This is a genomic window from Flavobacterium sp. GW823-FHT04A11 (genome assembly GCF_058796535.1).
In genome coordinates this window covers 4,995,385-5,017,998 of sequence record NZ_CM179503.1, presented here as the reverse complement: position 1 = coordinate 5,017,998, position 22,614 = coordinate 4,995,385, and the positions used below count along the sequence as shown (strand labels likewise).

The 22,614-nt window shown below is 33.9% G+C and carries 18 protein-coding genes; 13 read left to right on the top strand and 5 right to left on the bottom strand.

The window, feature by feature from the left end; all coding sequences use genetic code 11:
* The first annotated feature begins 35 nt into the window (after positions 1-35).
* The 10 genes from AC3QL1_RS21400 (at position 36) to AC3QL1_RS21355 (ending at position 7,635) form a co-directional block, all read left to right on the top strand.
* Entirely contained in the window at positions 36-1,382 is a 1,347-nt protein-coding gene (locus AC3QL1_RS21400) for a dihydrolipoamide acetyltransferase family protein (RefSeq protein WP_492494150.1), read from the top strand.
* A 166-nt stretch (positions 1,383-1,548) separates the two neighbouring features.
* Positions 1,549-2,319, top strand: coding sequence for an exonuclease domain-containing protein (locus AC3QL1_RS21395; protein WP_492494149.1), 771 nt, complete (start codon positions 1,549-1,551; stop codon positions 2,317-2,319).
* 91 nt (positions 2,320-2,410) lie between these two features.
* Positions 2,411-3,022 carry a fumarylacetoacetate hydrolase family protein gene (locus tag AC3QL1_RS21390; RefSeq protein WP_492494148.1) on the top strand — a complete coding sequence of 204 codons (612 nt, stop codon included), beginning with the start codon at positions 2,411-2,413 and terminating at the stop codon, positions 3,020-3,022.
* A complete protein-coding gene (locus tag AC3QL1_RS21385; RefSeq protein WP_492494147.1) occupies positions 3,022-3,366 on the top strand; it encodes an Hpt domain-containing protein in 345 nt (114 codons plus the stop codon). Before AC3QL1_RS21390 ends, AC3QL1_RS21385 begins: the two co-directional genes overlap by 1 nt.
* A gap of 224 nt (positions 3,367-3,590) precedes the next feature.
* Positions 3,591-4,844, top strand: a complete 1,254-nt coding sequence (locus tag AC3QL1_RS21380) for a CinA family nicotinamide mononucleotide deamidase-related protein (protein WP_492494146.1) — start codon at positions 3,591-3,593, stop codon at positions 4,842-4,844.
* 71 nt (positions 4,845-4,915) lie between these two features.
* On the top strand, positions 4,916-5,152 hold the full coding sequence (rpmB, locus tag AC3QL1_RS21375) for a 50S ribosomal protein L28 (protein WP_008468080.1): 237 nt from the start codon (positions 4,916-4,918) through the stop codon (positions 5,150-5,152).
* A 27-nt stretch (positions 5,153-5,179) separates the two neighbouring features.
* The gene (gene rpmG / locus AC3QL1_RS21370; protein ID WP_008253902.1) at positions 5,180-5,362 is read left to right on the top strand and encodes a 50S ribosomal protein L33; all 183 of its coding nucleotides are present in this window, start codon (positions 5,180-5,182) and stop codon (positions 5,360-5,362) included.
* A 77-nt stretch (positions 5,363-5,439) separates the two neighbouring features.
* Positions 5,440-5,592: a DUF4295 domain-containing protein gene (locus AC3QL1_RS21365; protein WP_007805819.1), complete on the top strand. Its 153-nt coding sequence runs from the start codon at positions 5,440-5,442 to the stop codon at positions 5,590-5,592.
* 265 nt (positions 5,593-5,857) lie between these two features.
* Positions 5,858-6,811, top strand: coding sequence for a signal recognition particle-docking protein FtsY (gene ftsY, locus AC3QL1_RS21360; protein WP_492494145.1), 954 nt, complete (start codon positions 5,858-5,860; stop codon positions 6,809-6,811).
* A gap of 215 nt (positions 6,812-7,026) precedes the next feature.
* On the top strand, positions 7,027-7,635 hold the full coding sequence (locus AC3QL1_RS21355; RefSeq protein ID WP_492494144.1) for a Zn-dependent protease: 609 nt from the start codon (positions 7,027-7,029) through the stop codon (positions 7,633-7,635).
* A gap of 8 nt (positions 7,636-7,643) precedes the next feature.
* Here the strand turns inward: AC3QL1_RS21355 and AC3QL1_RS21350 are convergent, their stop codons facing one another.
* A complete protein-coding gene (locus tag AC3QL1_RS21350) occupies positions 7,644-8,708 on the bottom strand; it encodes a serine hydrolase domain-containing protein (protein WP_492494143.1) in 1,065 nt (354 codons plus the stop codon).
* A 238-nt stretch (positions 8,709-8,946) separates the two neighbouring features.
* Here AC3QL1_RS21350 and AC3QL1_RS21345 point away from each other — a divergent pair, with 238 nt between their 5' ends.
* Positions 8,947-9,387, top strand: coding sequence for a hypothetical protein (locus tag AC3QL1_RS21345; protein WP_492494142.1), 441 nt, complete (start codon positions 8,947-8,949; stop codon positions 9,385-9,387).
* On the top strand, positions 9,368-9,664 hold the full coding sequence (locus tag AC3QL1_RS21340) for a DciA family protein (RefSeq protein WP_492494141.1): 297 nt from the start codon (positions 9,368-9,370) through the stop codon (positions 9,662-9,664). Before AC3QL1_RS21345 ends, AC3QL1_RS21340 begins: the two co-directional genes overlap by 20 nt.
* 135 nt (positions 9,665-9,799) lie before the next feature.
* Here the strand turns inward: AC3QL1_RS21340 and AC3QL1_RS21335 are convergent, their stop codons facing one another.
* From AC3QL1_RS21335 to bshC, 3 genes are all read right to left on the bottom strand, one after another.
* Positions 9,800-10,219, bottom strand: a complete 420-nt coding sequence (locus AC3QL1_RS21335; protein WP_223704072.1) for a nucleoside-diphosphate kinase — start codon at positions 10,217-10,219, stop codon at positions 9,800-9,802.
* 217 nt (positions 10,220-10,436) lie between these two features.
* Positions 10,437-11,708, bottom strand: a complete 1,272-nt coding sequence (locus AC3QL1_RS21330) for an acyltransferase family protein (protein ID WP_492494140.1) — start codon at positions 11,706-11,708, stop codon at positions 10,437-10,439.
* A gap of 179 nt (positions 11,709-11,887) precedes the next feature.
* Complete coding sequence (gene bshC, locus AC3QL1_RS21325) at positions 11,888-13,477, bottom strand: bacillithiol biosynthesis cysteine-adding enzyme BshC (RefSeq protein WP_492494139.1); 1,590 nt, start codon at positions 13,475-13,477, stop codon at positions 11,888-11,890.
* 344 nt (positions 13,478-13,821) lie between these two features.
* Between bshC and AC3QL1_RS21320 the strand changes: the two genes are divergently transcribed.
* A complete protein-coding gene (locus AC3QL1_RS21320; RefSeq protein WP_492494138.1) occupies positions 13,822-15,099 on the top strand; it encodes an MFS transporter in 1,278 nt (425 codons plus the stop codon).
* A 222-nt stretch (positions 15,100-15,321) separates the two neighbouring features.
* Here AC3QL1_RS21320 and AC3QL1_RS21315 read toward each other — a convergent pair whose 3' ends face one another.
* A complete protein-coding gene (locus AC3QL1_RS21315) occupies positions 15,322-22,551 on the bottom strand; it encodes a T9SS type B sorting domain-containing protein (RefSeq protein ID WP_492494137.1) in 7,230 nt (2,409 codons plus the stop codon).
* Positions 22,552-22,614: the final 63 nt, after the last annotated feature.

Below are 22,614 nucleotides of genomic sequence, written 5' to 3'. Positions count from 1 at the left end.
ATCTGAAAATTAAAATCATCCTTGAGATTAACAATATGGCAAGATTTGAATTAAAACTTCCCAAAATGGGAGAAAGTGTCGCTGAAGCAACTATTACAAACTGGTTGAAAGAAGTTGGAGACAAAATTGAAGCTGATGAAGCAGTACTGGAAATCGCAACCGATAAGGTGGATAGTGAAGTACCAAGCGAAGTTTCAGGAATTTTAGTTGAACAATTATTTGGCAAAGATGATTTAGTTCAGGTTGGTCAAACCATTGCAATTATTGAAACCGAAAGCGATGCGCCAACGGCTAAAGTAACTGAAGAAGTTGCTGTTCCTGCAGAAGCTGCTGAAATAGAAAAAACAATTGAAGTGGCTCAGGAAACTGTTGCTGCTCCTCAGGATTTTACCGGATCGGATAAATTCTTTTCTCCATTAGTTAAAAATATTGCAAAAGAAGAAAATATTTCTACTGCGGAATTAGACGGTATTAATGGTTCAGGAAAAGACGGCAGAGTTACTAAGGAAGATATTTTAAAATATGTTGACGATCGTAAATCTGGTGTTATAACTCCAAAAGCTGAACCGGCTAAAACTGAAACATTGACTAAAACTGCGACTCCGGTTGCTCAAAAAGTTGCTGAACCTGCAGTTCAAAAAAGTCAGCAGGCAGTTCCGGTTTCTGTAAACGGAGGTGATGAAATCATCGAAATGGACAGAATGCGTAAACTGATTTCAGGATATATGATTGCTTCGGTACAAACTTCTGCACATGTACAATCGTTTATTGAAGTGGATGTTACTAATATCGTAAAATGGAGAGATAAAGTTAAAACTGCTTTTGAAAAGAGAGAAGGCGAGAAGCTGACTTTTACGCCAATTATGATGGAAGCGGTTGCAAAAGCATTAAAAGATTTCCCGGGAATGAATATTTCTGTTGATGGTGAATATATCATCAAAAAGAAAAATATAAATTTAGGAATGGCGGCAGCTTTACCAAACGGAAATTTAATTGTACCGGTTATTAAAAATGCCGATCAGTTAAACCTTGTTGGAATGGCAAAAGCGGTTAACGATTTAGGAAACCGTGCAAAAGCCGGAAAACTAAAACCAGACGATACACAAGGCGGAACTTACACTGTTACAAACGTAGGAACTTTTGGTAGTGTTTTTGGTACGCCAATTATCAACCAGCCGCAAGTGGGAATTTTAGCTTTGGGTGCGATTCGTAAAGTGCCTGCGGTTATCGAAACTCCGGAAGGTGATTTTATCGGAATTCGCCAAAAAATGTTCTTATCGCATTCTTACGATCACAGAGTAGTAGATGGAGCATTAGGAGGAAGTTTTGTAAAACGCGTTGCTGAATATTTAGAAGCTTTTGATATTGACAGAGATTTTTAAAAAATCATAATTTTATAAATAATTAACCCTTTTAACAGTTTAAATGTTGAAAGGGTTTTCTTTTGGTTGTAATTTCATATTCGTAATAAGATTCCTTAACTTTCTAAAAAAAACGGGTAAAATTCGTCTTTAAAATTTATATTTGTAGACTTATTAAAATTTAAATATGGAACTTAAACTCAACAAACCAATTTGCTTTTTTGACCTTGAAACAACAGGAATTGATATAGGAAAAGACCGAATAGTAGAAATTTCAATATTTAAGGTTTTTCCTAACGGAAATAAAGAAAGTAAAACGTGGTTGGTGAATCCTACAATTCCAATTCCGCCGCAAACAACAGCTGTTCATGGTATTACTGATGAAAAAGTAGCCAATGAACCAACTTTTGCAGAACTGGCTCCGCAAGTTCACAATATGATAAAAGACAGTGATTTGGGTGGGTTTAACTCAGATCGTTTTGATATTCCTTTATTGGCAGAAGAATTACTTCGCGCGGGAGTTGATTTTGATATGAAAAATAAAGTTTCAGTAGATGTGCAGACTATTTTTCATAAAATGGAAGAACGTACTTTAAGTGCTGCTTTGAAATTTTATTGTGGAAAAAGTTTAGAAAATGCCCATTCTGCAGAAGCAGATACTATGGCAACATACGAAATTTTGAAAGCACAGTTAGATCGTTATCCGGAACTGGAAAACGATATGAAAATTTTATCTGAATTTACAACCCGAAAAAAAATCGCCGATTTTGCCGGAATGATTGCTTTTGATAAGGACAATGAGGAAATTTTTACCTTTGGAAAACACAAAGGTGCAAAAGTGGAAAAAGTTTTAGAAGCAGAACCGGGCTATTTTAGCTGGATTCAAAATGCTGATTTTCCGTTATATACCAAAAAAGTATTAACAGCTATTAAATTAAGAAAATTAAATACGAAATAAGTACTAAGTTGCTAAGGTTCTAAGATGCTAAGTTTTTTCGCATAGTTTCTTAGAACCTTAGTAACTTAGCGACTTAGCAACTTATAAAGAAATGAAGATAATCTGTATCGGTAGAAATTATACCAATCATATTGAGGAATTAAAAAATGAGAGACCTGCAGAACCGGTGATTTTTATGAAGCCTGATTCGGCGGTTTTGTTAAAGCAGCATCCATTCGTAATACCTGAATTTTCTGAGGAAATTCATCACGAAATAGAGATAATTGTTAAAATTAATAAAGTAGGAAAGTATATTGAACCTAAGTTTGCGCATAAATATTATGACGAAATTAGTGTAGGTATCGATTTTACTGCCAGAGATTTACAAGCCAAACTGAAAGAAAAAGGATTGCCTTGGGAAAAAGCAAAAGCATTTGACGGCTCTGCTGTTATTGGAGATTTTTTACCAAAAACCGATTTTATTTCGATGGAAAATCTTAGTTTTGAACTGACAAATAATGCAAAAACAGTTCAAAAAGGCAATACAAGTCATATGCTTTGGAAAATAGACGAACTTGTTTCGTATGTATCGCAATTTTTCACCTTAAAGATAGGCGATATCATTTTTACAGGAACTCCGGAAGGTGTTGCAGCAGTTAAACCAAACGATGTTTTAGAAGGCTTTTTAGAAGATAAAAAATTATTTAGAATACAAGTAAAATAATGGCTTTAAAATATAACCTTTCGAAAGTATATGCACTTTCAGATAATGATCCTGAATTTGTAACCGAAATTCTTAAATTATTTGTTACAGAAGTTCCTGAGGATTTAAAACAAATTAAAGAAGGAATTAAAAAGAAAGACCATAAATATGCCTATGCGTACGCGCATAAAATTAAACCAACATTAGATTTATTGGGTTTAAATGTAGCTTTTGAAGAAATTCTTCAGGTCGAAGCATGGACAAAAGCAGAAGGCAAGAAAAAAGAAATTGTAGAAACTTTCAAAAGTATTAAAGTACAAGTGAAAGAGGCTATCAAAGAAATTAAAAAAGACTTTGACGTATAATTTGGGCGCGTCCCTATTTTTGGCCTTTTAAATTTAGGTCAAAAATAGGGTCGGTCCCGAAACTTCGGGACACTATATCTTTTGTTCCGGAAAATTTTCGTTGAAATTGTCATTTCTTTTTGTCACAAAAGGATGCCGTTTCTACCCCCTCACGCAAATCGTTTTCGACAACACCTACTTTCTAATAACGACTTACTTAGCTGTAAGTAAAATATTCTATTCGTATGAAAGCAACTATTATTACAATTGGAGATGAAATTTTAATAGGTCAGATTGTAGACACAAATTCAGGTTTTATAGCCAAATCCCTTGATCGAATTGGAGTGGAGACCAAAGAAATGATTTCGATTAGTGATGACAAAAAACATATTTTAGATACTTTTAAACAACTTCAAAACAAAGTAGATATCGTAATTATCACCGGTGGATTAGGGCCAACAAAAGATGATATTACCAAAAAAACGTTTTGTGAATATTTTGACGATGAGTTAGTGGTGAATCCGGAAGTTTTGGCTCACGTAACAGAATTAATCGAAGGATTTTATAAACGACCGATCTCGCAATTAAATAAAGATCAGGCTTTAGTTCCGTCAAAATGTACTGTTTTGTACAACAAAGTAGGAACTGCGCCGGGAATGTGGATGAAGAAAGAAAACACGGTGTTTATTTCGCTTCCTGGAGTTCCTTATGAGATGAAATATTTAGTGGAAGAAGAAATAATTCCGAAGATTATTCGTGAATATAAACGTCCTTATATTATCCATAAAACAATTCTAACGTACGGACAAGGGGAAAGTCTAGTTGCAGAACGTATTGAAGATTGGGAAAATAATTTGCCTGATTTTATCAAATTGGCGTATTTGCCAAATCCGGGAAGAGTGCGTTTGCGTTTAACGGCAAGAGGAACCAATAAAGAAGAATTAGAAGAAGCAATCGAAGCGAATGTAAAATCGTTGGATGCGATAATTCACGATATTATAGTGGGTTACGAAGAAAATGAAACGATAGAATCTGTAGTTGGAAAAATTCTGACGAAACAAAATAAGACAATTTCTACTGCAGAAAGTTTTACGGGAGGAAAAATTGCTTCGATTTTATCAGGAGTTCCCGGCGCTTCAAAATATTTTAAAGGCAGTGTTGTTTCATACGCGACTGAGGCAAAGGTTAATGTTCTCGGTATCTCGCAGGATTTAGTAGATGAATTTTCGGTAGTAAGTGCGCAAGTTGCATCGGCTATGGCTTTGAGTGTGAAAGAAATACTTAAAACAGACTATGCAATTGCAACAACTGGTAACGCCGGACCGACAAAAGGAGATTCAAATGCTGAAATTGGAACTGTTTTTATTGCATTAGCTACACCAAATGATATAATTGTTGAAGAATTTAATTTTGGCCAACCACGTGAAAAAGTGATAGATAGAGCTTCGATTAAGAGTTTAGAAATATTACAGAAAGAAATTTTGAAAAATGTGCAATAATTTTTTGCTACAATGGTTTATTTTTCTTTTCTTTGCACCCTGATTTTGAATAACGATAAAAGATAAGTATAATGTCAAGAGTTTGTGACCTTACAGGTAAAAGAGCGATGGTAGGAAATAACGTTTCTCACGCTATGAACAAAACTAAGAGAAAGTTTTCTGTAAACTTAGTTAAAAAGCGTTTTTATCTTCCAGAAGAAGATAGATGGATTACTCTTAGAGTAGCAGCATCTACGATAAAAACAATTAATAAAAATGGAATCACTGCTGTTTTGAAAAAAGCACAGTCAGAAGGATTTATCAAATAATCTTTTCCTAAATAAATATATAGCAAGATGGCAAAGAAAGGTAATAGAATCCAGGTAATTTTAGAATGTACTGAGCACAAGACTTCTGGTGTTCCGGGAACTTCTAGATACATTACAACTAAGAACAAAAAAAATACTCCGGACAGATTAGAGATTAAAAAATTTAATCCAATCTTGAAACGCGTAACTGTTCACAAAGAAATTAAGTAATAATTAGAGATTTTTGTAAATCTCAAATGGTTTTGCCATTTAGAGTTTTATAAGAAACTTCAAATAACATTTGAATCATGGCAAAGAAAACCGTAGCATCGTTACAAACATCTTCTAAGAGATTATCAAAAGCCATCAAAATGGTAAAATCTCCTAAAACTGGTGCATATACATTCGTAGAATCTATTATGGCTCCTGAAGAAGTTGATACTTTCTTGAAAAAGAAATAATAACAATTACAGTATATAGAAAAGCTACTTTCATTCCGAAAGTAGCTTTTTTATTTTTATATTTGTCTAAAATTTAGAGAAGCCCAAATTGGTTTTTTTAAACATAGATTTATGATTTTAGATCAATCTTTTATTCTTAACTTTATATGGGTAAAAGATTTTACAATATCTAAACTGGTTTAAGAACAAAATTGCCTTTTTTAAGCTTTCAGGCTTCGGATGTCTTAAAATCCGATGTTCTCACAATCTAATAATCTAAACAATAATGAGTTTTTTTAAAAAATTATTCTCTACTGATAAAAAAGAGACTTTAGACAAAAGTCTTGAAAAATCAAAAACTACTTTTTTCTCAAAGTTAAGTAAAGCTGTTGCCGGAAAATCTAAAGTCGATGACGATGTTTTAGATGATCTTGAAGAAATTCTTGTGGCATCTGATGTTGGTGTAAATACAACCTTAAAAATAATTTCAAGAATTGAAAAACGTGTTGCCGAAGACAAATATTTAGGAACAGAAGAGTTGAACCAGATCCTTCGTGAGGAAATTGGCGGTTTATTGTCTGAAACCAATAGAGGAGAAGCAACCGAATTCGAAATTCCGAAAGATAAAAAACCATACGTTTTAATGGTCGTTGGAGTTAATGGAGTTGGTAAAACAACTACTATTGGAAAATTGGCTTATCAGTTTAAAAAAGCAGGTTACAAAGTAGTTTTAGGAGCTGCAGATACTTTTCGTGCAGCAGCAATTGATCAGTTACAAGTTTGGGCAGATCGTGTTGACGTGCCTATTGTAAGACAAAACATGGGAAGCGATCCTGCTTCTGTAGCTTTTGATACGTTGCAATCTGCCGTTGCTCAAAATGCCGATGTGGTTATTATTGATACTGCCGGACGTTTGCATAATAAAATCAATTTGATGAACGAGCTGACAAAGGTAAAACGTGTAATGCAGAAAGTAGTTACTGATGCGCCTCACGACGTGCTTTTGGTTTTAGACGGTTCTACCGGTCAGAATGCTTTTGAGCAGGCAAAGCAATTTACAGCCGCAACCGAAGTAACTTCTCTTGCTGTTACTAAACTGGACGGAACTGCAAAAGGCGGTGTGGTAATTGGTATTTCAGATCAGTTTCAAATTCCTGTAAAATACATTGGTGTTGGTGAAGGAATTGAAGATTTACAGGTCTTTAATAAATACGAATTTGTAGATAGTTTCTTTAAATAATCTTTTTCAGATAATTCAATGAGTTTTTCTTCTTTAAAAAATATAACGCCTCTTACTTTTTATTTCGGAAGCGTTATTTGTTTTGTTTTAGCAAATGTAATAAGAGATCAAAGTTTGTCTTTTTATTATGTTTTATTGGTTTTAGGTTTGATCTTCTTTTTTATGGGAATCCTAAAAAGATTGCGTACTAAACGCTAATTAGCTTCTTGTTTTAAATGAAATATTTTGCTTTCATTTTGTTTTTTAGTTTGTTTTCATGTAAAAATGAGAACGATCAAAAAAGTAAAAAAAAGCCACAGATAATTCAAAAAGTTATTGTTATTCAGCCATTAGGCAGTTTTAAAATTGAACAGTCTAAGAAGGTTTTTTCAGAGATAAGTAAAATCAATCCTAAAATAGTTTTGAGGGAAAATATTTCTTTTCCGGAAAATTCATACTATAAACCAAGAAATAGATATCGCGCTGATAGCATTATAAGAAATCTTAAAAATAAAATAGGCGAGGATTCGGTAATAGTTGGATTGTCTAATTTAGATATCAGTACAACAAAGAACGGAATTCGTGATTGGGGCGTGATGGGCTTAGGTTATAAACCAGGAAAAGCTTGTGTGGTTTCTGATTTTAGATTATCCATTAAAAATAAAAATAAGCAGTTTTATAAATTAGTTCTTCATGAACTAGGTCATACAGCAGGCTTGCCGCATTGTGCAAAAAAAACATGTTTAATGCGCGATGCTGAAGGCGGAAATCCACTTGATGAAGAAAAAGACTTTTGTGATAGTTGTAAAAGTTTTTTAAAAACTAAAGGCTGGCAACTTATCTAACTTTTAATTTACTGATACAAAGCACTAATTTTCTCCCATAAAGTTTCATCAAAATCAGATAAGGCAAGATTGACATCGTCAGCAGCGTCTCCCATTCTGATTATGACCATATTTTTGCTTGGAACAACATATATTTTTTGGTCGTTTTTGCCCAAAGCCATAAACATATCGTTTGGTGCTGTTGGAATTACGCTTCCGGGAAAAGTAAGTTGTGATTGTGGCAAATGGTAAGATGTTTTACCGTTTAGCCACCATAAATAACCATATCCTAAATTAATGTTTTGTGAAGTTGTTGTTGCTTCGTTAAAATACGCTTCATTTAAAATTTGGGTATTATCCCATTTTCCTTTTTTCAGCATTAAAAGTCCAAAACGAGCCATACTTCTTGATGTGCTGGTATAAACGCTGTTTACGCCAAGTTGCACCCAAGTACCATTCATTCCAATTTTATCTCTTAATTTGGCGTTGAAATAATTCTCCCAGGTTTGACCGCTTGCTGCTGCAACAACATCCTGCAATTTTACATATACATTATGATATGCCCAGCGGCTTCCTGCATCGGCTTTGTAAATAAGACTTGCAGGATCAACATCATCTGTGCTGTCGTCGAGACCGGATGTCATAGTTAGTAAATGTTTGCAGGTAATTAGGTTTTCTTTTGCAAGTGTTTCGCTTGTCCATCCTGTGCCAATATATTGTGATACTTTGTTGTTGATGTTCAGGAATCCTTCCTGTTGAGCAATTCCTGTCATTGTAGAAGTTAATGTTTTTCCGGCGCTTGCCCAATACCAGTTTGTGGTGGCAGAATGCCCGTTAAAGTAATTCTCCATTACAATTCGGCCATTGACAAGAATGATAAATGATTTGGAATGTTTGAGTTCTAAATAATCCAAAAGCGGCTGAACTGCATTTTGGTTCCATTTTAAATCTGTAATCGAAGTTGTTTCCCAAGTATTTCCGGTTACAGGCGGAAAGTACATTGTTTGAGTAGGTGTAGGCGTTGGTTCAGTAGGATCTGAACTGCATCCTGTCAAAAATAAAATTGCCAGAAAGCTAAAAATGGTTTTAGTCATGTTTTTTGGTTTTGGTTTAGGGTTAAGACCAAAAATATGTAAAATAGTTTAATTTGTTTTCTAAATTTTTATTTCATTTGGAATGATATAAAGTTAACTTTGCAATTCACTAAATTTTCTTTTGAAAACGGGAGCCCTAGCCCTGATGGAAGCGGCATCCTTTTTTTGTCCGCCGCGGCGGATAAAAAAAGATATAGCGGACAGCAGGAAACAGCTCCTTATTAATAGCATGATTATTATGAAAAACACTTTTATGATTTTGGTTCTGTCACTTTTGTTTGTAAGTTGTAAACAAGAGATCAAACCTGTAGATATTGCAAAATTAAATGGTTATTGGGAAATTGAAAAAGTGGTTTTTGACAAAGGAGAAGAGAAGGCATACGGAATGAATGAGAATTTTGATTTTTTTAAAATAAAAGGAACAAAAGGAACCCGAACGAAGGTTATGGCGCAGCTTGACGGAACTTTTTTAACGACAAATACTTTTGAAAATGTTTCGGTCAGGTTTACAGATAAAGGAACTTTCCTGGATTATAAAACGGATTATGCAAAGTGGAGTGAAGAATTAATTTCGATTTCTGATGAAACTTTTGTGGTGAAAAACGATCAGAATAAAGAATATCATTATAAAAAAGCAGAACCAATAAATATTTTAAACGATGGCAAAAAGACTAAATAACGAAAGTACTATTGGGGCTGTTTTGCAACACATTATTCAGGTGAATAAATTGCAGCCGGGTATGGATCAGATTGATGTAAAAGAGGCGTGGAGACAATTGATGGGGAATGGGGTGAATACGTATACAAAAAATGTCGTTTTGAAAGGAAGTACATTATATGTTGAACTTGGATCGGCAGTTTTAAGAGAAGAATTGAGCCACGGAAAGTCTAAAATCGTTAAGATGATTAATGAAGAATTAGGACGTGAGGTTGTGAAGGATGTTGTACTGCGTTGATTTTAAATTTTAGAGTTCATATTTTCGATTATTTGAACTGCATAAATAACTTATAATAAAAAATCCCGTTTCGAATTTTGAAACGGGATTTTTTTATTGATTTTAATCTAAAATCTAAATTCAGAAATCTAAAATTTAGAATTGCTCTCTACCAGCAAAGTGAAATGCACCTTCGATAGCAGCATTTTCGTCGCTATCAGAACCGTGAACTGCATTTTCTCCAATAGAAGTTGCGTATGCTTTACGAATAGTTCCTTCAGCAGCTTCAGCTGGGTTTGTAGCTCCAATTAAAGTTCTGAAATCTTCTACAGCGTTTTCTTTTTCTAAAATAGCAGCAACAATTGGTCCGCGTGACATGAATTCAACTAATTCTCCGTAGAAAGGTCTTTCTGCGTGAACTGCGTAAAATGCTTTAGCATCAGCTACAGTTAATTGAGTTAATTTTAATGAAACGATTTTGAAACCTCCGTTTGTAATCATTGCTAAGATATTCCCGATGTGTCCGTTTGCAACAGCATCTGGTTTAATCATTGTAAAAGTTCTATTTGTTGCCATTTTTGTGTTTTTAAATTTTGTGCAAAAATAGACTTTTTTTATGAATTGATTTTAATAAAATGATAATTAAAACAGGTTAGAATGATGTTTTAACCAAGAAAGTATTTTTTAAACCATATAAGTGATATAAGTTCATTTAATAATAAGGTATCGTTTGGATACATGTTATGTGGCAACAATTTAAATGAACTTATATCACTTATATGGTGAATATTTTTTAGACCTTAAATATTAATTTGTTTCTGTAGAATATCCACAAAATAAATGTCCAGATACACGCATAAATCAAAGCTCCGGCTAAAGAAGCTGTCATTGGGTTACTGAAAAACGGCGCAATCCAAAAGCTATATAAAAAATTTAGAAGGTTGATTTTTTCTTCAGGATTATGCGGATTCTGGAATTCGATCATTACCAAAGCCTGCGGAATAATTTGTGATGTAAAAAACACAATCATTGGGTTTACGCCCCAGATTAAAAATGGTTTGAAGCCTTTTTTATAGTCGGCAATATCAATTACATAATATAAAATGGATAAAAATGTTGCCGCTAAACCTGTGGTGAATAAGACATAACTGCTTGTCCAGATCGATTTGTTGATAGGGAAAACAATATTCCAAAGTAGACCTCCAATAATTAAGGCAACTCCGGCAATAGCCATTTTTGTTGCTTTTTGAGTTTTAGATATTTCACGAAGTAATAGCTGACCAACTAATAAACCAATAATTCCGTTTACGATAGATGGAAGTGTACTTAAAATTCCTTCCGGATCCCAGGTAACAGTTCCGCGGTACATATGTCCTTTTAGAAAAACGCTGTCAATCCAGGCTGCTAAATTAGTTCCTTTATCGAGATTTGCTGCTCCAATTCCGGGAACGGGAATTAAAGTCATTAATGCCCAATATCCTAATAATAAAACAACTCCGGTTATAATTTGTGTTTTTTGAGACGTTTTTAAATACAAAAGTGAAACAATAAAATAGACAATTGCAATTCGTTGTAAAACTCCGGGAAGTCGCACATCGTGATAAGCTTCGATTCCGCTATAGGCTAAAAACAGATAAATAAAAAGAATCGCAAACGCCAGAATATTTTTGACTTTTGAACTGAAACTTCCCATTAAGGCATAACCAACAGCAATTGTAATGGCTAAACGACCAATAAGAAGCGGAATTCCTTCTAGTCCGAATAATTGAATTTTGCCGAAAAAGTTAAAGAAAATCCCTAGACACAGCATTCTTAGAGAACGAACGAGAATTTTATTAAAAGTTGTTCCGTCATAAAATTTCTCAGGCATTGCAAGCGGAACTGCAACTCCCATTATAAAAATAAAAAACGGAAATACTAAATCAGTTGGCGTGCAGCCGTGCCATTCGGCGTGTAATAAAGGCGGGTAAACATTGCCCCAGTCTCCTGGATTGTTTACGATTGTCATCAATAAAATAGTGAGTCCACGAAAGACATCTAGCGAAATTAAGCGTTCTTTTACCATTGGTTTTGGGTAAATTGGTTAGTTAATAATTTTAAAAATCGCTATTTGGTTTGAAGTAATAATTTTGAGAAGATAGGTGGTTATTTGGTTCTCTGAAATTATTACGTATTTTTTTTAGCCACGAATTACACGAATTTTCACGAATTCTTTTTTGCTTTTGTGATTAGTGACAAACTTTTCTAAAATGTTATAATGTTAAAATTCATTTCCAATGGTTTTAGATTTTGAATTAAAAGCGGAATCAATTGTTCTCCTTTTTCTAAATAAAATTCAGAAAAATTAGTTTGGCGTTCCTGTAAACTTTGATTTGGAAATAACTCGCCCTGCAAATCTGTAACTCTTTGTAATTCTGAATCTAATTTTCGCTTTTGAGCTTTTAATAATCTTTTTTCAAGGTTTTCTAAGCCTTTCTTTTGTTTTACTTCTTGTGCTTTTACAGCTCCTGTAAATGATTTATCCGTTTTACTGGCTAATTCATAAAGATATTCAAATTGTTTTTCTAACGTTTGTTTCTGAGGCGTTAAATCAATAGGAAAAGCAGATAATTTATGTGTAATGGCATTTACTAAATCAGCAGGTTTTGTAAATAAATCGACCCAGCTCAAATTTAGATTGTTGGCTTTTTTAGCTTGTTTTTCAGTACTTAAAAGAACAGAATTTCGAACTAAAAGTATTGGAAAAGTTATGTTTACAGCATTAAAAAACGACTTTAATTCCAGCCAGTAAGCGATTTCTCCGCCTCCGCCAATGTAGCATAAATTCGGCAGAATAATTTCCTGATATAACGGACGCATGATTACGTTTGGACTGAATTTTTCAGGATTGCTTTCTAATAAATTTAATATCTCGTCTTTTGAAAAAGATATTTTCGTGTTGTTTACAAAATATTTGTCATTCTCGAAAATAATACGTTCACGTAAAGTATCTTCAATATAAAATAAATTGATTTCACGCGGATTTACCTGAACGGTATAGTCCTGAAATTGAGAAATAGTTTCCTGAACGGCTTTAAACGAAGTTTGATTTTCCAGTTCTTCTTTTACAAAAGGAATAAAGGCACGTTTTAAATCCGCATCATCTGCATCCAGGATAACCAACCCATATTGCGAAAATAAACTATTAGCCAGAAAACGCGTAGCATCGGCAAGTTTTTCATGTTTTAAATAGGCTTCTTCAAAAAGCTTTTTCAAAAAATTGGCATTTGTACTTGAACCTAACTCTGCAGCATAAATTTCTAAAAATTCGCCTAAACCTTCTGTTGAAAGTCTGCCAACCGGTCCTGTACTTTCTTTATTCCATCTGAATTTTTTTCCTTTAAAATTAAAATAATTAATCTCTTCAAAATCATGATCTTCCGTTGCCATCCAATAAATGGGAACAAAATTATTTGTTGGATATTTTAATTTTAATTCTTTGGTAAGATTAATAGTTGAAATGATTTTATATAAGAAATACAGCGGACCGCTAAACAAGTTTAATTGATGTCCGGTTGTAATCGTAAAAGTATTTGAAAGTGCTAAAAGCTCAATATTTTGTTTTGTAACATCAGAGATTTCAATATGTTGATATTGCTTTTTTAAAGTTTCAACAAGCGGAATTCGGTTGTTGTTATCAAAATTTGACTGTTTCTCAGAGATTTGTTTTTCAAAGTTTTCCAGAGTTGGAAAATGATTGTATAGTGATTGTAATTCGGGTTTTTGATCTAAATAATCTTGTATCAATTTAGAGAAATATCCTGAGGTTTGGTAGCTGATACAGTCGGTGGGCATAATTTTAGATTTATTTTTGACAGCTGTAAATTTAATGAAAATATATACTTAAAAGTGTTTTTAACGAATGCTTAAGATTTGATTTTTAATTTTAATTTTAAAGTGTTTATATTCAGTGTTTTGATCTCTGATTTTGTTCTTATATAATCATAAACATTTTGCAGAATATTAAACCCTAAGATTTGGTGTTTTTGTTAAAATTTTGATACTAATACAAAACTCTTGTTTGTAAATGTATGTTTTTAATAATGAAACTATATTTTTGCAGACAAATATTTGTTGTGTAAAATGAGTCGGTTCATTTTTACAACATTATTTTTCAAAAAAAACTATATCAAAACTAGATGAAAAATAACCCTAATCAGGAGAACTCGTTGCGACATGTTCTCTTTGGTTCTTTAATTGGAACCACAATCGAATTTTTTGATTTTTATATTTACGCCAATGCAGCCGTATTGGTTTTTCCACAATTATTTTTTCCCGGAACCAGCAGTACCAATTCAACATTAGAATCTTTGGCTACTTTTTCGATCGCTTTTTTATCCAGACCGTTAGGTTCAGCTGTTTTTGGACATTATGGCGATAAAATTGGTCGTAAAGTAACATTGGTTGTGGCCTTATTAACCATGGGATTATCGACAATAGCAATTGGTTTTTTACCGGGTTATGCAAGCATCGGAATTGCTGCTCCAATTTTATTAATGTTATGCCGATTTGGACAAGGAGTTGGTTTAGGAGGAGAATGGGGAGGCGCCGTATTATTGGCAATCGAAAACGCACCGCCAAACAAACGTGCCTGGTACGGAATGTTTCCACAATTAGGCGCACCGATTGGATTGTTACTTTCGGGAGGAACTTTTTTAATTTTAACAGATACGATGACGGCCGAAGCATTTATGGATTATGGTTGGAGAATTCCGTTTATTGCCAGTTCACTTTTAGTAATTGTTGGATTTTATATTCGATTGAAAATATCTGAAACTCCGGCTTTTGAAAATTCTAAACTGGAACAAAAAGAAGTTAAAATACCATTTTTAACCTTGTTGAAATCTTATAAAAACCAATTGATTTTTGGAACTTTTTCTGCCATTACCACTTTTTTGGTTTTTTATTTAATAACCGTTTTTACATTAAGTTGGGCAACTTCTGATTTAGGTTTTACTAAAAGAGATGCGTTGTTAATCCAGCTGTTTTCAGTGTTATTTTTTGCCTTTTTTATTCCTGTTTCTGCTTTGGTTGCAGATAAAATTGGCCGTCGAAAAATATTAATTATCACTACCGCAACGATTGCTGTTTTTGGATTCTTCTTTTCCTACTTCCTTAATTCAGGAAATCCGATTTTAGTTACGGCATTTGTTTGTATCGGAATGTCTTTAATGGGATTTACATACGGGCCTTTGGGAACTTTTTTATCAGAATTATTTCCTACCACAGTTCGTTATTCGGGCGCTTCGTTGACATTTAATCTGGCAGGTATTTTAGGTGCTGCATTTGCACCAATGATTGCCATTTGGCTGGCAAGTACTTACGGTCTGAATTATGTTGGTTTTTATCTGACTACTGCTGCTTTGATTTCTTTGATTTCGTTTTTAGTGATTTCTAAGAAAGTGCATCAATTTTAAAACTTTAGCCGCAAAACCAAATAAGTTTTACGCAAAGTTTGCAAAGATTCAGATTATTTATATTGTAGAATAATTCGTGTCTATTGGTGAAATTCGTGGCGAAAAAACAACCACAAAATTTACAAAGATTAAGAATAATTCATTGCAAAAATTAACCGCAAAGTTCACAAGTTTTACTCAAAAACGAGAGTATTAAATTTAAGAACTTTGCGGTAATTTTTTTTATCTTTTTAAACTAAAATGACCTCGATATTCTATTCCATTGAATCGGGTAACGGTAAACCAATAATCAGAGGCCGGTTCATTTTGACCAATATATGTTCCGTCCCATGAAGTATCTCTCGTTAATTCCTTGATGAATTTTCCATAACGATCAAAGATTCTAATTCCTGTATTGGGAGCCAGATAAACAAAATCAATTGTCCACGTATCATTATATCCATCATTATTTGGAGTAAAGAATTTTGGATAAGGAAGTTCATCTACAAAATTAATACATTCTGTAGTCGTAGCTCCAAGAATATTTATTGTAACAGGAATTTTGTCGCCTTCGCAGTTGCTAATAGTTTGTGATGCATAATAGGTCATTCCGTCTACAAGTTCCGTTATTTCAGACAACCCTATAGTAGATGAGGCAGTTTCATACCACTTAATGTTTTCTCCTATAATTTTAATATCCCTAATTCTTGCATTTTTCTGAATACAGAATTGTTGCGGAGAATCAGCATTCGGCATAGAGGTGTCTTGTATTTTTACCGTTACAGCAAATCTTTGACTTTCGCAGTTATTTATTGTTTGCGTAGCGTAATACATTTTGCTTTCTAACAAAGTAATTTCAGATAAAATGGTTCCGTTTGCAGGTGCATCATACCATTTAAGTGCAGTTCCGGAAATATTCAGATCTTCAATTGTTGCAATTTTATCAATACAAAATTGCTGACTGTTTTTACCTGCTGGCATTGGAGTGTCGTAAACGCGAACGAGAACTGGAGTTCTGTCACTTTCACATCCAATTGTATGTGAAGCATAATAAGTTCTGTTGTTTTCTAAAATAGTTGTGTTTGGTAAAGCCGCTGACGAGATATTAGTGTCATACCATTTTAGATTTTGACCAGACATTTGAATGCTGGTTAACGATGGATTATCGCTTTTACAAAACTCCAGATTTCCATTTACAATTGGAGCAGAAGGTGTATTTACAAGTGAGATTGTAACTCCCAATCTGGAGCCTTCACAATTGTTTTCTGTTTGAGACGCATAATAGGTTTTTCCATTTTCGAGGTTTGTAGTTTCTACTACTAGTGAACCATTGGTTAATGCGTTATACCATTTTATTGAAGTTCCTGTAATTTTAATGTTGGCTAAAGTTGGATTTTGTCCCGTACAAAATGTCTGATTAGCATCGCCAGAAGGAGCAGGAGTATCTTGAATTTTTATGGACACAGAAACTCTTTCACTTTCACAGCCATTTATACTTTGAGAAGCATAATAGGTCTTAGTGTCTTGAAGCAAAGTTGTATTGGGTAAAAGAGATCCATTTGTTAATGCGTCATACCATTTTATGTTTTGACCTGTGATCGTAATTGAATTTAATGTCGCATTTTGTTGAATGCAGAATGTTTGTGGGCTGGTTAAAGCAGGCTTCGGGGTAAAATTTGTAAAAGCATTGATAGTAACTGTGGTTGCATTTGAAACACAGCCGTTATTGTTTTTGACCTTAATGAAATAGGTTGTAGGATCAAGATTTGATTTCACTGCAGTTTTAGTCCAGCTAACACCATTATCGAAACTATATTCTGATGCGGCATCGGTAATTGTAATAGAGCCTTTAAGATTGTTGCAATCGGGCTGGATAATTGTAAATGCAGGATTACTCGGATAATCCGTTGGAGGATTAATGGTTGTAGATACTGCAGCAGACTCACAGCCACTACTATTTTTAACACGAACCATATAAGTCCCGGCTATTAAATTTCCTGAATTAGGATTTCCTGAATAATTTTTACCATTGTCAAAACTATATTGATCAGCTGTACTTGTAATTAAAATTGAGCCAAATGGACTACTGCAAGTAACAGGCTGGGTAATATTTAAAGTTGGAATTGAGGGAGCATTTGGCGGTACATTGATGGTTGCTTTATAAGCAATAGATGCGCAGCCATTTGTGTATTTTATTCGGATGAAATAACTTCCCGGAGATAAATTGGCAGTATTGCTGGTATCCCACGTAAGACCATCGTCAAAACTATATAGATTCGCAACCGTAGAAACCATAATGCTGCCCTTCGCAGAACTACAACCAATTGGGTCTGTAACTACCACTTGCGGTGCTTCAGGAATTATCGGTGCAGCTTGTATAGTAACAGGTGCAGCCAGAGAAATACAACCCGAATTATATTTAATAATCAAATTGTAAGTTCCTGCAGAAAGATTAGATTTTGTATTGGAAGTTCCAAACGTGATTCCGTTATCAAAACTGTAAAAATCGGCTGGCGTATTAATTGAAATTGATCCTGTAAAATTGGTGCAATCGGGTTGAATAGCTGTAAAGGCAGGAGCTGTAAGTGCTGATAATGGTGAAATAGTGACTGGAGCAGCATCTGAAACACAACCTGCTAAATTTTTAATCTTTATTAAATACGTACCTGGAGAAAGATCTGTTTTTGTATTAGAAAAAACGTAGGTTAATCCGTTGTCATAGCTATAAGTTGCCGCATTTGTTGTAATGGTAATAGCCCCTTTTGATGAGTTGCAACTTGGCTGAGTAGTAGTAAAAGCCGGAGCAGCAATTGTGGTACCAGAACTCAAATTGACAACAGTGGTTGCTGATTCACAACTATATGAATTTGTTTTGATTTTAATAATATATGTACCAGCCCCTACATTTATTTTCGTAGGACTTGTTGTCCAACTGTTTCCATCATTAAAACTATAACTTATGGCTGATGTTGTTATGGTTATACTGCCATCCGTCGCACCGCAGGAAGAAGGTTGAACTATCTTTACAGCAGGTGCAGCAGGAATTGAGGGAGGAGTATTTATATACATATAATTGCCTGAAGACGTACAGCCAAGAGTGTTTTTTATTACTACAGTGTATGAGCCGCCAGCTAAATTTTTCTTTATAGGATTTGTAGTCCAGGTTATTCCTCCATCAAAACTATATTGATCTGCGGCAGAATTTACTATTATAGTTCCAGTAGGAGTACTGCATGTTGGTTGAATAGTAGATACATTTGGTGATGAAAGGTAATATTTGTTTATGTATGTATATTGTGAATTTGATTTACAACCTTTTGCATTTTTAATAAGGATATTATAAGACGAACTCGCAGGATTTAATAAAATTGGATTTGTAATCCAGGTAGTTCCCCCATCAAAACTATAATAATCAGCAGGAGTTGTAACAGTTATACTTCCCCCATTTCCACAGCTGGGCTGTACTACTTTTATATTTGGATTGGGAAGATAATAAGGATTGATTGATATTGATAAACTATAAGATTTACAACCTGCTGCATTTTTTATCATGATGCTGTAATAACCAGAAGTAAGTCCTGAAAGAACCGGATTAGTTGTCCAGGTATTGCCATTATCAAAGCTATAAGAACTTGCAACTGTTGCAATAGTAATACTTCCGTTGATGCCACAGGTTGGTTGTATTACTGTAAAATCAGGATTAGGTAAATAATACTGTTCTAGGTAAGTGTATGCACCGTAAGGAGATGATGTGCACCCAGAAGCATTTTTTACTAATAGATTATAAGAGTTTGGACTTAGGTTATTAAATACAGGATTAGTACTCCAGGTTGTACCTCCATTTATACTGTATTGTACTCCAGTTGTAGTAAAGGTTATGCTCCCTCCAACACCACAAGTAGGTTGTGTTGTTTTAAAAGTGGGAACTGGAAGATAAAATTCTTGAAGTGATACAGAGTTTGAGTTAGAAACACAACCTTGAGCATTTTTGATCATTGGATAATAATATCCTGCTGAAAGGTTTGAAAAAACAGGATTTGTTACCCAATTGGTACCTTCAATACTATAAAAGCTTGCAGTAGTATTAATTTTAATACTGCCCTTTGTTCCACATCCTGGCTGAACGACGGTTAAATTGGGCTGTGCCAACTGTGAGTTATCAAGATAAATGGAAATATAATTGGATGTACAATTATCTTTTTTTATCATTAAATAGTAAGATCCCTTGCTTAAATTATTAAAAACATTACTTGTACTCCAGTTGTTACCATAATCGATACTGTAATAATCTGCAGTTGTGTTGAATGTAATATTGCCAATATTTCCACAACTTGGATTGGTAACTGTATAATCCGGATCAGGAAGCCTTGGGCTGTTAATTGAAACACTTACTGAGTTAGAAATACATCCTAAATTGTTTTTTACTGAAATGTTGTAATATCCATAAGAAGTAAGATTTGATAAGGTAGGAGAAGTTCCCCAAGTGTAACCTCCATCAAAACTATAAGAACTGGCAACTGTATTTATTGTAATGCTGCCCGAGGATGTACAAGTAGGCTGAACAACTGTATAATCGGGTTTGTCTATATTTGGATTATTTAAATAAATAGTATTTGGATAAGACATACAGCCAATACTATTTTTTATAATAACGGTATAAATACCAGGAGGCAATGATTTAGAATTGAGAGTTGTCCAGGTTGCACCATTGTCAAAACTATAAAAATCCGATAATGAGTTGACAGTGATTTTTCCGTTTACACCACAAGTCGGCTGTTCCCGCGTAATAATTGGCTGATCAAGGTACGGCTGACTTAAATAGGCATAATTAGCAGCGCTGATACATCCCGTACTGTTTTTTATTTTTATTTGATAGGTTCCGAAAGGTAGAGTTTTAACATTATTACTAGTCCAGGTTGCACCATTATCAAAACTATATAAATCTGCTACTGTAGTAATAGTAATACTGCCATCTGTTCCGCAAACAGGTTGTTCAGTTGTATATTGAGGATAAGAATTTTCAAAAGCATTTAAATAGGCATAGGTATAAAAAGAAGTACAACCCAAAGCATTTTTAATTCCTAAAGAATAGCTTCCTGCATTTAAATTACTCATTGTATTGTTTGTAACCCAGGTAGTTCCTCCATCAAAAGTGTAAAAGTCCGAAAGAGTATTAATGGTAATACTTCCTTTTGCAGTACAGGCAGGTAATACGATTGTATAAGTTGGTGTTTCCAGCGTATTACTGCTAATAAGTACATTGTTTGCTGACGAAATACAACCTTGTGAATCTTTGGTACGAATTTTATAATTTGCAGGTAAAAGATTGTTAGCGGTAGAATTGTTTACCCAAGTCGTACCATCATCAAAACTATAGTATGAAGCTGGAGTTGTAATAGTAATACTGCCGGTATCTCCGCAAAATAAAGGATTGGTATAAGTGTAATTTGGATACAAAGTAGAAGCAGCTGTAATAGTTACACTTTGAGAATAGGAAGTACATCCATTTACGGTTTTTATTTTTACTAAATAAGTCCCGGGATATAAATTACTTTTTGTGTCACTTGTAACCCAAGTTACACCATCATCAAAACTATATTGTGATGCCGCTGAGGTTACTTTTATTGTTCCTGTGGAGGCAAAACAAGAGGGTTGTGTAATCTGCAAGATAGGAGAAACGGCAGTTTGGCTTGGTTCGATAGTAACACTTGCATTGCTGGTGCAACCAAAAGAATCTGTGACAGTAACAGAATAATCTCCTAGCGAACTTACCGTAATACTTTGCGTAGTTCCTCCTGTATTCCATAAATATGAAGACCCCGGAGAAGCAGTTAATACAGTGCTTCCGGAACAAACATTTAGGATACCTGTGATATTTGCAGTGGGATTTCTTACCTCTAAATTGACAGAAATTATTTTGTAGCAAGTTGCATCCTTACTCACCCTGACAAAAATAGATGCACTTGAACTTGGATAACTTGTAAAATTGGTGATAGCATTCAAGTTAGACTCTGCCTCGTTGTAGTTTTTGAAATAACTAAAATTTAAACCCGCAGTAGAAGGAACTACTAAAGAATTTAATGTAGATAAATCAAAATTTTCAGTTCCATCATGATTTGCATCACATTGAGATATTTTGGCAGTGGTTACGTTAATAATACAACTCGAAGAGCAATTCAAAAAAGAAATATCCCAACCAGGATTTGCGTCAGGATCATTGGCAGAATTAAATGTGGTTCCTGTGCAAGAAGTTCCCGAAATGTCGTAATCTACCTGTACGCCTACATTATAATTTGCACTTGTAATATTTGGAAAATCACTGGTTTTTAATGTAAAACAAAATTTCTTATTTGTTGTGTCTAAGCTTGAGGTAGTTGATGTACTATAAACTGACACATTATTGCTATTGTAAACATTTAAAGTGATTTTTTTAACTGATGCAGAAATTCCTCCGGAATTAGGAATCGTATAACTACCACACACTGAAATCGGTAGAGTTGGACAAACTTTATTTAAAGGATCAAGTTCTATAGAACCTTGCAAATTTTCTGCGGAATGTAAAATACAAACATCATCAACATACATATACCCGAAATGCCCACCCAATCCACATCGTGAAGCCATAAATTCAACGGTAAATTCTTCATTATTGGGAATTGATGAAATGTCCAATATTCCTGATTGCCAATTGGTAGTATATAAAGTAACATAATCGGAAGCCTGACTCGGAACCTTGCTGAAAATGCAATTTTTTTCATCTCCTACCAAACAAAATTCACTGACAACAGTCTTATTTTTATCTAAAATCCTTGCTTTTACAAAAGCTTGATTATCGGTATGACTATTGTCGTACACACTTTGTAATACCGCTTTGTAGTTAAATTTCAGATAATTTTCATTGTTTGTTTTAAACCTTTTGCCTTGCACAATAGAACCATAAGTAGAAGAGTTCTCATAATTAATTTTAAGCGCATATTGATCAAATGCTTTAATGTCTCCTATATATGGGTCAACTAAATTGGCAGAAACACCGGTTGCCATAATGTTCATATTATTAGGATTGTAGCGATTGATGTAGGAGTCGGCAGTATTGGTGATCGAACGGCATTGCGTTGGTCCGGGAGGATCGCCTATCGTGCAAAGAAAATTCTTTAGATAACTGCTCCCGTTTATAGTTTCATATTGCTCAAAACCTCCATTAGTACACATTTCTACTCCTTGAAGAGTAGCGGTAGTTTTTGAAGTCAAATTTCCGTCTTTTGAATTTAAAATTACTTTTTTTAAATTCAGGATTTCTGCTTTCATCTTTTCTTCCCTAATTTTCAAAAATTGTTTTTGTTGTTCCAAATTTTGAATGAGATGCCCATTTTTATCTTCTAATAAATAATTATTGGAAGAATTCGGATTAATTTCTTGCGCAAAAACACAAGTACATTTGATAAAAACAATAAATAAGAGTAAAATTTTCTTCATATAGGATATTTTGTGGCGAAGCAAATGTAATTAATTATCTACAAAAGAAAATAAAAAAGAAAG